We start from the raw sequence: 12,816 nt of genomic DNA on the forward strand, positions 1-12,816 counted from the left end.
CATGCGGGGCGGGCTGATGGGCGGCCTGCTGGGCGCCGGCCTGATCGGCATGTTCCTCGGCGCCGGCCTGTTCGGCGGGCTGGGCGGCTTCGCCTCCATCCTCGGCCTGCTGCTGCAGGTGGCGCTGATCGGCGGCGTGATCTGGCTGGTCATGCGCATGATCCGCAGCCGCCGCCCGGCGACCGCCGCCGGCCCGGCCGCCTATGCCCGCGACATGCAGGGCGCCGCCGGCCAGCGGCCGCCTGCGGGCGGCATGGGTGCCGGCGGGGCTGCCCCGCGCGGCCCGATGCCGGCCGCTTCGGCCGCCGCCGCCACCACGCCGCTGCAGATCGTCGAGGCCGACTACCAGGCATTCGAGCAGAACCTGCATGCGGTGAACGATGCCTGGTCGCGCCAGGACCTGGAGGCGCTGCGCCGGCTCTCGACCTCCGAGATGACCAACTACTTCGCCCAGGACCTGAAGGATCTGCGCGCCCGTGGCTGGACCAACGTGACCAGCGGCACGCAGCTGGAAGCCGGCGACCTGTCCGAGGCGTGGCAGGAGGATGGGCGCCACTTCGCCACCGTGGCGATGCGCTATTCCATCGTCGACGTCACCACCGATGCCAGCGGCCAGGTGGTCGAGGGCCATCCGACGGAGCGCCAGACGGTGACGGAAATCCTCACCTACACGCGCTTCCCGGGCGAGGCCTGGCGCCTGTCGGCGATCCAGCAGACCGGCTGATCCCGGCGGCGGGGCGAAGGGGAGGCGACCCCCTTCGCCCTTGCTTCCCACCCCCGCATCGGCTAGGCGTCCCCGCTGCGTCGGCACCCCTGGAGGCCGGCGCATTTTCTTTGCGCCCGCCCCGGCCGTGCCGGACCCGCGGGCGCATTATTCATCTGAAGGAGCCTGGCAATGGTCCAGACAGTGCGGATCGAAGCCGTGGCGCGCGACGAAGCAGGTAAGGGGGCAGCGCGCGCGACCCGGCGAGAGGGGCTGGTCCCCGGCGTGGTGTATGGGGCGAAGCAGAAGGCCACCCTGGTGGCCTTCGACCCGCGCGACATCATGAAGGAACTCATCAAGGGCGGCTGGCAGTCGCACCTGTATGAGGTGGCGGTGAAGGACGGCCCGACCGAGCGCACCATCATGCGCGAGGTGCAGTTCCACCCGGTGACGGATCGCCCGATCCATATCGATTTCCAGCGCGTGGCGCCCGGCGCCCGTATCCGCGTGCGCGTGCCGGTGGTGTTCCTGAACGAGGACACCTCCGCCGGGCTGAAGGCGGGCGGCGTGCTGAACGTGGTGCGGCGCGAGGTCGAGGTGCTGGCCGAGACCGACAAGGTGCCGGACCATTTCGAGATCGACCTGCTGAACGCCAAGATCGGCGACGGCCTGCGCTGGTCGGCCATCAAGGACCATTTCGGTGCCCGCCCCGGCATCGTCGGCCGCGACTTCATGATCGCCTCCATCGCCGCGCCGATGGTGGAGGAGGAGGTCGCGCCGGTGGTTGCCGCACCGGAACCCGCCAAGGGCAAGGGCAAGGCGCCGGCCAAGGCGCCGGCCAAGGCGGCCGCCCCGGCCAAGGGCGCCGCCGCCCCGGCCGCGCCCGCCAAGAAGAAGTAATCCGCCCAGGGGGACAAACAGGGGGACGATGGCGTGGCACTGCTGTGGGTCGGCCTCGGCAATCCGGGGCAGGAACATGCGCGGCAGCGCCACAACATCGGCTTCATGGCGCTGGACGCGATCGCCAGGCGGCACGGCTTCTCCGCCTGGCGCAAGCGCTTCAAGGGCCAGGTGTCCGAAGGCAGCCTCGGCGGCCAGAAGATCCTGGCGCTGAAGCCGGAAACCTACATGAACGCCAGCGGCGATGCGGTGCAGCAGGCCGCCGCCTTCCTCAAGCTGGCCTCGGCCGATATCTGGGCCTTCCACGACGAACTCGACCTCGCCCCCGGCAAGGTGCGGGTGAAGAAGGGTGGCGGCACCGCCGGCCATAACGGGCTGCGCGACATGCAGCGCGCCCTCGGCAATGCGGATTTCTGGCGCGTCCGCCTGGGCATCGGCCATCCCGGCCACAAGGACCGCGTCACCGGCCATGTGCTGGGCAATTTCGCCAAGGTGGATACCTGGGTGGAACCGCTGCTGGACGCGCTGGCGGATGCCGCGCCGCTGCTGGCCGACGGCCAGCCGGAGCCCTTCATGACGCGCATCGCGCTGCTGACGCAGGAAGGATAGGGCCGTGGAACAGGACGATGATGTGTTCGATGGCGGATTCGGCGGCCCGGGACCCGAGGATTTCGCCAATGGCGCCGCGGCCCTGGCCGCCGGGCTGATCCGCGAGGGCCAGAACCTGGCCGCCGCCGCCGCCGCGTTGCGCGCCACCGCCACGCCCAATCCGCCCGGGGTTCCGGGCGGGGAGGCGTTGTCCGACATCCGCCGCCAGCGCATGGTGCTGCACACCGCCGGCGAAGCCGCGCTGCGCGCCGCGCTGGTGTTGGATGCCGCGGCGCTGCTGGCGGAATCCCGCGCCCCCGCCGACCACGCGCTGCGCATCGCTGAGGCGGCGCGCAAGGTCGGGCTGCCGCCCGCCACGCTGTCGCCCTTCCTGCGCGCCGCGGCGCTGGATTTCCGCACCGATGACGCGGCGGCGCGCATCGCCGCCTCCACCCTCGCCACCGATCTCTGCGCCCTGCTCGCGCAGGGTCAGGGCTGACCGAACGGATCGCTTCCCATGGGTTTCAACTGCGGCATCGTCGGCCTGCCCAATGTCGGCAAGTCCACGCTCTTCAACGCGCTGACGCAGACCGCCGCGGCGCAGGCGGCGAACTACCCGTTCTGCACGATCGAGCCGAATGTCGGCCGCGTCGCCGTGCCGGATCCGCGGCTGGGCGTGCTGGCAAAGATCGGCAAGTCGCAGAAGATCCTGCCCACCAGCCTGGAATTCGTCGACATCGCCGGCCTGGTGCGCGGCGCCTCCAAGGGCGAGGGGCTGGGCAACCAGTTCCTGGCCAACATCCGGGAGGTGGATGCCATCATCCACGTGCTGCGCTGCTTCGAGGATGACGACATCACCCATGTCGAGGGCAATGTCGATCCGGTGCGGGATGCGGAGACGGTCGAGACGGAGCTGATGCTGGCCGATCTCGACAGCCTGGAGAAGCGCGCCCATGGCCTGACCAAGCGGGCCCGCGGCGGCGACAAGGAAGCCGCCACGCAGCTGGCGCTGATCGAGCCCATCATGGCCGCCCTTGCCGAGGGCAAGCCGGCCCGCACCGCCATCCCGAAGGGGGAGGAGGAGGCGGTCCGCCGGCTGCAGCTGATGACCAGCAAGCCCGTGCTGTATGTCTGCAACGTCGAAGAGTCGTCGGCCGCGACGGGCAACGCGCATGCGGAGAAGGTCTTCGCCATGGCGAAGGCGCAGGGCGCCAAGGCGGTGATCGTCTCCGCCGCCATCGAGGCGGAGATCAGCCAGATGCCGGAAGCCGACCGCACCGACTTCCTGGAAAGCCTGGGCCTGGCGGATAGCGGCCTCGATCGCATCATCCGCGCCGGCTACGAACTGCTCGGGCTGATCACCTATTTCACCGTGGGGCCGAAGGAAACGCGGGCCTGGACCATCATCCGCGGCACCAAGGCGCCGGGGGCGGCGGGCGTCATCCATGGCGATTTCGAGCGTGGCTTCATCGCCTGCGAGACCACCGCCTATGACGACTACACCAGCCTGGGCGGCGAACAGGGCGCCAAGGAAGCCGGCAAGATGCGGGTGGAGGGCAAGGAATACGTGGTGAAGGACGGCGACGTCCTGCTGTTCCGCTTCAACGTGTAGGCGGGCATGGAGCAGCCGCTGTTCCTGGTGCTGCCGGAAGGGCCGGACCGCGTCGCCCCCTTCAGCCATGCGGTGCGCGCCGGCCCCTGGCTGCTGGTGACCGGCCAGATGCCGACCGACCCGGCGGATAACGCGTTGCCGCTGCCCGAGGGGGTGGAGGCGCAGACCCGGCAGGTGATGGCGAACCTGATCCGCGTGCTGGAAGGCGCCGGCTTCAGCCTGGCGGAGGTGGTGCAGGCGCGCATCTACCTGACCGAGTTCCAGCGCGACTACGCGGCGATGAACCGCGTCTATGCCGGCTATTTCCCGCCGGATCGCCTGCCCGCCCGCACCTGCATCGGCGTCACCGGCCTGGCCCGGGACGCGCTGGTGGAGATCGACCTGGTGGCCTGGAAGCCTGCGACCAACGGCGGCTGAGCGCGGCCGTTCATCCTTCTGTGATGCCCTCAGGCGCCGGGCGGCCGGCGGGCCGCTGGCCACGGCCGCGGAGGCAATCCGGCATGGACCCGAGACGGCACGGATCCCTACATCCGCCAGCGGCGGTGCTGCCACAGCCACTGGCCCGGGTGTTCGCGGATCCAGCCCTCGACGATGTCGTTCACCTGCTGGGTCGCGGCCTGGATGTCCACCTGGCCCTTGGCGTCCCGCGCCAGATCAACCGCCTCCGTCAACTCCAGCCGGAAGCGGCCGCCGGGCAGGCGGATGGCCCGCGCGCCATGGATCGGGCAGTCGAAGCGCCGGGCCAGGCGGGCCAGGATCGGGATGGCCGTGGCCTCCCGCCCGAAGAAGCGGATCTTCGGGCCGCGGCCGAAGCGCTGGTCCACCAGCATGCCCAGGTGAAGGCCCTGGTCCAGCGCCTCCATCATGCGGATCGGCGCGGCGGGGCCGGCCGGGATCAGCGCCCCCATCACGCCGCGGCGCAGCGCCAGGATGTCCCGCGCCACGGCGGCGTTGTTCGGCGTGCGGTACAGCGCCGCGGCGGGCAGGCCGTGGCGCATGGCGGCGACGGCCGGCAATTCCCAGTTCGCGAGATGGGCGGCGAAGATGATGGCCGGGCGGCCATCCTCGCGCAGGGCCTCGAAGCGCCGCATGCTGGCCTGGTCCAGCTCGATGCGGCCGGCATTGGGGCGGTCCGGGTCGAAATCCCACAGCTTGCCGAGATGCACGTATTCGCTGGCGGTGCGGCCCAGATTCTCCCAGCTCTCGCGCAGGATGGCGGCGCGCTCGGCGGCGGTCTTCCCGGGGAAGGCAGCGTCGATGTTCTGCCGGGCGATGCGGTGCGCGCCGGTCAGCGGGCCGAAGCTGCGGGCCACGGCCGCGCCGATCGCCCCGGCGCGGTCCGGCCCCAGCGCCCGCACCAGGGCGAAGCCGCCGCGCACCAGGGCGGCCAGCGTCTCGTCCCGCAGGGTGGCGAGGCTCGGCATCAGAGCGTGACGACGATCTTCCCGAAGACGCGGCGGGATTCCAGCCGTTCCAGCCCCTCGGCGAAGCGGTCCAGCGGCACCACCGTGTCCAGCACCGGCAGGATGCCCTGCGACATCTTCTCCAGCGCGTCGGAGACATTGCGGATGGCGCAGCCGAAGCTGCCGAAGATGCGGAGCTGGCGCTGGAAGATCATCATCAGGTTGGTCTCGGCCGAGACGCCGGAGGTGCTGCCGCAGGTCACCAGCCGCCCGCCGGTGCGCAGCGACAGCAGCGAACCGGCCCAGGTGGTGGCGCCGACATGCTCGAACACCACGTCCACGCCGCGCTTTCCCGTCACGCGGCGCGCCACGGTGGAGAAGTTCTTCTCGGTGTAGTTCACCACATGGTCGGCGCCCAGCGCCTGGGCCCGGGCACATTTCTCGTCGTCGCCGGCGGTGGCGATCACGGTGCAGCCCAGCGCCTTGGCGACGCGGATGGCGACGGAGCCGATGCCGGACCCGGCGGCCTGGATCAGGATGGTCTCGCCGGGCTTCAGCTGGGCGTTGTCGAACAGCATGTGCTGCACGGTACCGAAGGTGACGGTGGCGCAGGCGGCTTCCTCGAAGCTCACGCCATCCGGCACCCGCACCAGCAGGCGGGCCGGCACATTGGCCTGCTCGCGGGCAAAGCCGTCGATATGGAAGCCGGCGACGCCGGCCACGTTCTCGCAGAAATTGTCGCGCCCCTCGCGGCAGGCGGCGCAATGGCCGCAGGTGCGCGCGCCATAGGGCACGGCGCGGTCACCCGGCTTCCAGCCGGTGACGCCGGCGCCCACCGCCACCACCTCCCCGGCCGCTTCCGCGCCCACGGCCAGCGGCAGGGTCCGTTGGGCGAAGGCCATGCCGCGCCAGCCCCAGACGTCGATATGGTTCAGCGAAACGGCGCGGAGGCGCAGCTGCACCTCCCCCTCGCCAGGCGGCGGCGGGGCGTCGATCGCCTCCAGCCGCAGGTCGCGGTCGCCATGCAGCCGCAGCGCACGCATCAGGCAGGCTCCCCGCTCAACACCAGGCACACATTCTGCCCGCCGAAGCCGAAGCTGTTGGACAGCACATGCCGCACCGCAGCCGGCCGCGCCACGTTCGGCACCACGTCCAGCGTGATGGCCGGGTCCGGCTCCGCATGGTTGATCGTCGGCGGCAGGATCTGGTCGCGGATCGCCAGCAGGCTGAACGCCGCCTCGATGGCGCCGGAGGCCGAGAGGGTGTGGCCGATCATCGACTTGTTGGAGGAGATCGGCGGGGCGTCCGCCCCGAACACCGCCCGCATGGCGAGGTTCTCCATCTTGTCGTTCTCCGGCGTGCCGGTGCCATGCGCGTTGACGTAGGAGATGTCGCCCGGCGTCAGCCCGGCATCCTCGATGGCGTTGCGCATGGCGCGGATCACCGCGCTGCCATCGGGGTTGGAGCGGGTGCGGTGGAAGCTGTCCGACTTCTCGCCGCAGCCGCGCAGCACGCCGAGGATCGCCGCGCCGCGCGCCGTGGCGTGTTCCAGGCTTTCCAGCACCAGGCAGGCGGCGCCCTCGCTCATCACGAAGCCGGCGCGATGCTTCTCGAAGGGGCGGGAGGCGCCGGCCGGGTCGTCGTTGCGGGTGGACAGCGCGGAGAGCAGGGAGAAGCGGATCAGCGCCTCCGGCTGCACCGTGCCATCGGCGCCGATGGCCAGCGCCGCGCTGGCCTCCCCGCGCTGGATCGCCTCGACGCCAAGCTGGATGGCCGAGGCACCGGTGGCGCAGGCGGTGGTCAGCGCGATGGGCGCACCCTCGGTGCCGAAGCGGGCGGCCAGATGTTCCCCCACCGTGGCGAAGGCGGCCTGGGCATACAGCGCGTCCCAGCCGCCGGCGGCACCGGCAAGCGCCGGGTAGCGTGCGGCCGCCGGCGCCAGCTTGGCGGCCAGTGCCAGGCGGTGCGGCCATTCCACCTCGACCGGCGGCATGCCGAGCATCAGCGGGCCGGGGAAGCGGCCGTCGCCGCCGAGGCCGGCCTGCGCCAGGGCTTCCTCCGCCACCATCTCCGCCATGCGCATCACGCGCGGCGTCGCCGTCAGCGGCGGGCCCTCGGCTTCCTCCGGCAGGTCCACGGTGCCGGCGATGGTCGTGCGCAGGTGGTCCGTTGGGAAGCGGGTGATGCGGCGGATGCCGGAGGTGCCGGCCAGCAGCGCCGCCCAGTTGCGCGCCACGCCGAAGCCGAGCGGCGTGACCAGGCCGAGCCCGGTGACCGCGACGATGGGGCGGCCCAGATGGTCCCTCACGCCTGCGTCTCCCCGATCGCCTGCAGATGGGCCAGGGCCTCCCCCCGCCAGGCGCCGAAGCCGGTCACCAGCAGGTCGCGCGGTGCGGCGGCCAGCGGCGCCTCCGCGGCCTCCAGCGGCGGCGGCACCAGGCCTTCCGCCAGCATCAGCGCGCCGAGCGCGAGGCTGGCGGGGAAGGTGGCCTCCGCCCCCCAGCCCAGCCGGCTGCCGGCGGCGCGCAGCGCCACCGGGCGGCCGAGGCCGGCGAGGAACGCCGCTTCGGCCGCGGCCGGCGCGGCGATGCCGGTGGCGCCGGACAGCACCGCCAGGGGTTCCTGCTGGCTTCCCTTGGGCAGCGCCAGCCGGGCGAAGGCGCGGGCGGCGGCCTCGGCGCTGCCGCCGCGCGCATCGCGCCTTGCCTGTTCGCAGGCCACGCCGGCAATCCGTGCCAGGCCGCGCGCGCCGCGCGCCCGGGCGCTTTCCCCGGTCTCCAGCACCAGGAAGGCGCCGAGCAGGCCGGGGATGGCGCCCGGCGCCTCGGCGCGGGAAAAAACCGGGGCGAAGCCGCCCTGCCGCAGCAGCCCGCCCGCATGGTACAGCAGCAGCAGGTCCCAGCGCGCCGCGACGAAGGCGCCGCCGACGAGCGCGATGCGCCCGCGCCCTTCCGCCAGCCGCGCCGCGGCGATGCGCACCGCATCCGCGCCGGCCTGTTCCTCCCCCATCAGGGTGCGGGAGGCGCCGGTGACGCCGTGGACGATGGAGATGTTGCCCGCCAGCAGGTTGGACAGCTGCGCCAGGAACAGCGTCGGGCGCAGCCCGCCGGCCAGCAATTCGTTCAGCCGGGTCGCCGCCTCGGCGGCCGGCAGGCCGGCGAGCGCCGCCAGCACGCTTTCATCCAGCGCCAGGTCGCGTTCCCCGCCGCCGGCGGCGATCAGGAGGTCCATCTCCCCCACCAGGCCGCGCGCCCCGGCATCGTCCAGCGCCAGGCCGGCGGCATAGGTGCCCAGCCGCTGCCAGGGCTCCATCTGCCGCTGGTCGCCCTTCTTCGGAATCTGCCGGTCCAGCTCCAGCGGCGGCGCCGGGTGCAGCGGGAAGGGGGCGTGGCTGGTGGTATCGACCGGCGCCGGGGTGGTGGCCAGCAGGGCGGCGCGATGCGCGGCGCGACCCTCCCCGGCGGCGGAGACCAGGCCGATGCCGGTGATCCAGATCTCCTGCGCGGGGCTCGCCGGCACGGGCGCCTCAGACATGGCCGGGCAGGCCGATGCGGCGGGCGGTGGCGGTCATGGCCGCACGCAGCGCCTCGGCCGGGAAGGGCATGATGCGGAAGGTCAGCTCCGCATCGGCGATGCGCTTGCCCTCCGCCAGGATGCGCGCGGTGGCAACCGCATAGCCGGAGCCGTCATGGGTGCGCGTGGCCTCCACCCGCAGCGCCGTGCCGGGGCCGACGAAGCCGCGGAAATTGGCGCCGTTGACCTTCAGCAGGAAGGGCATGCGTTCAAGCTTCTCGATCGCCAGCAGCAGCCAGCCGGCGGTCTGCGCCATGGTTTCCACCAGCAGCACGCCGGGCATGATCGGGTGGCCGGGGAAATGCCCCTCGAAGACCGGGCTGGCCTCCGGCACCTGCGACTCGGCGACGATCCGTTCCGCCTCCACCGCCAGGATGCGGTCGACCATCTGGAAGTATTCCAGGCGCATCGCGGCGGCCTCGCCCGTCGCTCAGGCCTGCTTCGCCGCCACCAGCTCCTCGATCCGCTGCGCCAGGTTGCCCATGACGAAGTAGCGCTCCGCCGGCGCGGTGCCGGCATTGACCTCCTGCGTCCAGGTCTCGACCGGCACCTTGATGCCGAAGGCCTTGTCGATGGCGAAGACGATGTCGAGGAAGTCCAGGCTGTCGATCCCGAGGTCGTTGATCACATGCGCCCCGGGGGTGATGGAATCCCGCGCCACTTCGCTGTTCTCGGCGATGATGTCCGCGATGCGGTCGAAAACCGGGGTCGTCATGGGGGGCGGGCTCCGGGGGCAGGCGGGCTTGGCCGCGCGGGCGGGGGACGTGGCGCGCGTGTTGCCACGCGATACAAGCGCGCCTCTTCGCCCGAACCGGCCGGCTTGTCCAGCGTCGGCGCGGCCGGGTGCCTGCGCGCCGGCCTCAGGGACCCGGGCGCCCCCCGGTGCTGCCGAAGACGCCACCCGAGGCGTAGCTCGATTCGGCGGAAGCCAGCATGACGTAGATCGGGGCCAGCTCCGCCGGCTGGCCGGGCCGGCCGAAAGGCGATTCCGCGCCGAACTGCACCAGCGCATCGGTCGGCTGGCCGCCGGAAGGCTGCAGCGGCGTCCAGAACGGCCCCGGCGCCACGGCGTTCACCCGGATGCCGCGTTCCGCCACCTGCTTGGCCAGCGCCTGGGTGAAGGCGATGATCGCGGCCTTCGTCGCCGAATAGTCCAGCAGCATCGCCGGCGGGTCGTAGGCGACGACGGAGGTGGTGTTGATGATGCTGGCCCCGGCCGGCAGGTGCGGCAGCGCCGCCTTGGTGATCCAGAACATCGCATAGGCGTTGGTGCGGAAGGTGGCGTCGAACTGCGCCGTGGTGATGTCGAGGATGGAAGGTTGCGCGGTCTGCCGCGCGGCGTTGTTCACCAGGATGTCGAGCCCGCCCAGCTGTTCTCGCGCCTGCGCCACCAGGCGGGTGCAGAAGCGCTCCTCGCGGATGTCGCCGGGGATGGTCACCGCCTTGCGCCCGGCTTCCCGGATCAGCCGCACCACGTCATCGGCGTCCGACTGCTCGGCCGGCAGGTAGTTGATCGCCACATCCGCGCCTTCCCGCGCGAAGGCGATGGCCGCCGCCCGGCCGATTCCGGAATCGCCGCCGGTGATCAGGGCGCGGCGGCCGGCGAGGCGACCGCTGCCCTTGTAGCTTTCCTCCCCATGGTCGGGCGGCGGCTGCATGCGGGAAGCCAGGCCGGGCCATTCCTGTTCCTGGCGGGGGAAGGGCGGGCGCGGGTATTCGGTGCGCGGGTTCTGCAGCCCCCCGGACGGGGCGGCGGATTGTGCGGCCGGTCCCTGGGCCAGCGCCGGGGCGGCGGCGAACAGGGCCGGGGCGGCCACCAGGCCACCGCCGACGAGCTGGCGGCGGGAGGGCGGGTTGGACTGGTCGGCGGAGGGGGTCTCGCGGTCGGTCATGCTGCGCATTCCTTGGCTGCGTGCGCCAGGAAAAGCCCGCCGCGCCAGGCGGTTGCATGCAGGCCCGTGACGGTGACAGCGCCGCCGCCGCCGGCGGCATCCGGGGCGCTGCTGCCCGCGACTACCGCTTGAGGCTGAGCGTCTCCTGCAGCATCTCGTCGCTGGTGGTGACGATCTTGGTGCTGGCGGAATAGGCGCGCTGGGCGACGATCAGCTTGGCGAATTCCGAGGCGAGGTCGACGTTCGATCCCTCCACCGCCGCCGCCTGCAGCGTGCCGGAGCCGGAGGCGCCGGCGGCGACCACCTGCTGGCGACCGGCCTCCGCGGTCAGGGCGAAAGCCTGGCCGTCGAGCCGTTCCAGCGCATCCGGGTCGGCGAAGGTCACCACCGGCACCTGCGCGATGGTGCGGCTCTGCCCATTGTCGTAGTTCACCACCACGCGCCCGTCATCCTGCACGGCCATGGAAGCGAAGGCGCCGGCCGGCGCGCCGTCGCGCTCCACGCTGCGCAATTCGTAGGTCGAACCGGCATACTGGGTGACTCCGGCGGCGGCGCCGAAGCGGCCGAGGTTCAGCGCCAGGGGCTGCGCCACGCCGGCGGAGACCGGGGCCAGGTCGATCACCGCATCGGCCGTGGTGCCCGGCGCATAGCCGCCGAGCACGGTGCCATCCGCCGCCCGCACCTCGCCGATCGTGCCGGCCGGGGCGCCATTGGTGCCGAAGGTGACGGTGTAGCTGCCGAGCGGCGTTGCCGCGCCGCCGGCCGCGGTGGCGGGCTGGCTGACATCCAGCGTCCAGCTGTTGTCCGCCGCGGCGCGCGACCAGGCGAGTTTCATGGTCTGCAGCGTGCCGAGACTGTCGTAGAACTGCGCCTCCGTCGTGCCGCCGGTACCGACCGCGGCGCTGGCCGGCAGGTTGGCGGAAAGCACGATCTCCCCGGTCGCGGCGGGGGCCAGGCCGTTGCGGTCGGCCTGGATCGGGCGCAGCTGGCCGACATCCAGCGTGCCGTCCGCGCCCTGGACCCAGCCCTGCAGCACGTCGCCGGAGCTGTTGGCCAGGTAGCCCTCGGCGTTGAGCTGGAAGTCGCCGGCGCGGCTGAACATCTCGCGGCCATCGAAGCTGGCGCCGCCACCGGCGGTGGTCAGGGGCCGCGCCACGCTGAAGAAGCCGCGGCCGTTCAGCGCCAGCGCCAGCGGGTTGTCGACCTGGGAAATGGCGCCCTGCACGTCGTTGGTGGCATCGGCGCTGGCGATCACGCCGCCGGCGGCCTGGCCGCGACCATAGGCGGCGACGAGATCCTCGAAATTGGTGTCCTGGCGCTTGTAGCCGACGGTCTGGCTGTTCGCGACGTTGTCGGCGATGTGGCCGAGCGCGCGGGACTGCGCGTTCATGCCGGAGACGGCGGTGGAGAGGGAGCCGAAGAGCGACATGGCGCGGGGGCCTCTGCTGCGGGTTGGCCGTGCCGGCGTCGGGGTGCCGTGCCGGGGGTGCGGCGGGCAACGCAAGGCCCGTGCCAGCGAAAGAGGCAAGGTTTGACAAGGCGTTGAGGCGAGGCTGAAGGCGTGGAGTGGCGGTAACGCCTCGGCAATTCATGCCCGCCCGGCAGGCTGCGCCGGGTGCCCGCACGGTGAAAGCGGGGCTTCGGGGCTGGCCCGGGCCTTGCTTGTTCACCCTTGCCCATGATCCAGCCAATTTCCCCCAGCGGTCCCGCCCACCCGCCCGCCGCCGGGTCCCGACCCGCCCTGGCGCCCGGCGCCTTCGCCGCCGAGCTCGCCAGCGCGGAGGGGCCGGTTCCGCTGCCGGCGTCCGGCACCCACCCGCCGCAGGGGTCCGGCACCCACCCGCCGCAGGCGCCTGGCCGGGAAGCTTCCGAGGCGGCTCGCCCCGAAACGCCGGAGGAGCCCCGGCCGGAATCCGCCGAGGCGCAACCCGTCGCGCCGACGGCCTGGCCGCTGCCGACGCCGCCCGCCGCCCTCGCCGTGCGAGACGGCCTGGCGGCCGCCGGCGGAGAACCGGCAGGAGAGGCTTCCGGTCTGGACAGGCCGGATCCGCCGCCCGCCGGGTCTCGGCTGACCGGCCCGGCGCCGGGGGGACCCGCGCCGGATGGCACGCCGCCGGAGGCCGCCGCGACGGCGGCCATGATCGC

At 72.7% G+C, this 12,816-nt stretch carries 14 protein-coding genes; 6 read left to right on the forward strand and 8 right to left on the reverse strand.

Annotated elements, in window-relative coordinates:
* The 6 genes from HEQ75_RS24195 to HEQ75_RS24220 form a co-directional block, all read left to right on the forward strand.
* Positions 1-724 (forward strand): Tim44 domain-containing protein (locus HEQ75_RS24195; protein WP_168034702.1); only part of this gene is annotated, 724 nt, incomplete at its 5' end.
* A gap of 171 nt (positions 725-895) precedes the next feature.
* Positions 896-1,603, forward strand: a complete 708-nt coding sequence (locus HEQ75_RS24200) for a 50S ribosomal protein L25/general stress protein Ctc (RefSeq protein WP_168034703.1) — start codon at positions 896-898, stop codon at positions 1,601-1,603.
* Between the two features lie 39 nt (positions 1,604-1,642).
* Entirely contained in the window at positions 1,643-2,212 is a 570-nt protein-coding gene (gene pth / locus HEQ75_RS24205) for an aminoacyl-tRNA hydrolase (protein ID WP_168034727.1), read from the forward strand.
* Between the two features lie 4 nt (positions 2,213-2,216).
* On the forward strand, positions 2,217-2,690 hold the full coding sequence (locus tag HEQ75_RS24210) for a hypothetical protein (RefSeq protein ID WP_168034704.1): 474 nt from the start codon (positions 2,217-2,219) through the stop codon (positions 2,688-2,690).
* An 18-nt stretch (positions 2,691-2,708) separates the two neighbouring features.
* Positions 2,709-3,803, forward strand: coding sequence for a redox-regulated ATPase YchF (ychF, locus tag HEQ75_RS24215; RefSeq protein ID WP_168034705.1), 1,095 nt, complete (start codon positions 2,709-2,711; stop codon positions 3,801-3,803).
* Between the two features lie 6 nt (positions 3,804-3,809).
* Positions 3,810-4,220 (forward strand): RidA family protein, encoded by a 411-nt coding sequence (locus HEQ75_RS24220; protein ID WP_168034706.1) that lies wholly within the window; start codon positions 3,810-3,812, stop codon positions 4,218-4,220.
* Between the two features lie 107 nt (positions 4,221-4,327).
* On the opposite strand, the gene HEQ75_RS24225 is transcribed toward HEQ75_RS24220, so the two are convergent.
* The 8 genes from HEQ75_RS24225 to flgE all read right to left on the reverse strand — a co-directional run bounded on the left by HEQ75_RS24225 (position 4,328) and on the right by flgE (position 12,100).
* Entirely contained in the window at positions 4,328-5,227 is a 900-nt protein-coding gene (locus HEQ75_RS24225; protein WP_168034707.1) for a lipid A biosynthesis lauroyl acyltransferase, read from the reverse strand.
* A complete protein-coding gene (locus tag HEQ75_RS24230) occupies positions 5,227-6,249 on the reverse strand; it encodes a zinc-binding dehydrogenase (protein WP_168034708.1) in 1,023 nt (340 codons plus the stop codon). Before HEQ75_RS24230 ends, HEQ75_RS24225 begins: the two co-directional genes overlap by 1 nt.
* Complete coding sequence (locus HEQ75_RS24235; protein ID WP_168034709.1) at positions 6,249-7,514, reverse strand: beta-ketoacyl-ACP synthase; 1,266 nt, start codon at positions 7,512-7,514, stop codon at positions 6,249-6,251. Before HEQ75_RS24235 ends, HEQ75_RS24230 begins: the two co-directional genes overlap by 1 nt.
* Positions 7,511-8,740: a beta-ketoacyl-ACP synthase gene (locus HEQ75_RS24240; RefSeq protein WP_168034710.1), complete on the reverse strand. Its 1,230-nt coding sequence runs from the start codon at positions 8,738-8,740 to the stop codon at positions 7,511-7,513. The genes HEQ75_RS24235 and HEQ75_RS24240 overlap by 4 nt, the downstream gene beginning before the upstream one ends.
* Positions 8,733-9,188, reverse strand: a complete 456-nt coding sequence (locus tag HEQ75_RS24245; RefSeq protein ID WP_168034711.1) for a 3-hydroxyacyl-ACP dehydratase FabZ family protein — start codon at positions 9,186-9,188, stop codon at positions 8,733-8,735. The genes HEQ75_RS24240 and HEQ75_RS24245 overlap by 8 nt, the downstream gene beginning before the upstream one ends.
* Before the next feature lie 21 nt (positions 9,189-9,209).
* Positions 9,210-9,494, reverse strand: coding sequence for an acyl carrier protein (locus HEQ75_RS24250; RefSeq protein WP_168034712.1), 285 nt, complete (start codon positions 9,492-9,494; stop codon positions 9,210-9,212).
* 145 nt (positions 9,495-9,639) lie between these two features.
* Complete coding sequence (locus HEQ75_RS24255) at positions 9,640-10,671, reverse strand: SDR family oxidoreductase (RefSeq protein WP_168034713.1); 1,032 nt, start codon at positions 10,669-10,671, stop codon at positions 9,640-9,642.
* A gap of 121 nt (positions 10,672-10,792) precedes the next feature.
* Positions 10,793-12,100: a flagellar hook protein FlgE gene (gene flgE, locus HEQ75_RS24260; RefSeq protein WP_168034714.1), complete on the reverse strand. Its 1,308-nt coding sequence runs from the start codon at positions 12,098-12,100 to the stop codon at positions 10,793-10,795.
* Positions 12,101-12,816: the final 716 nt, after the last annotated feature.

The organism is Falsiroseomonas selenitidurans, assembly GCF_012103215.1.
Taxonomy (GTDB): Bacteria; Pseudomonadota; Alphaproteobacteria; order Acetobacterales; family Acetobacteraceae; genus Falsiroseomonas; species Falsiroseomonas selenitidurans.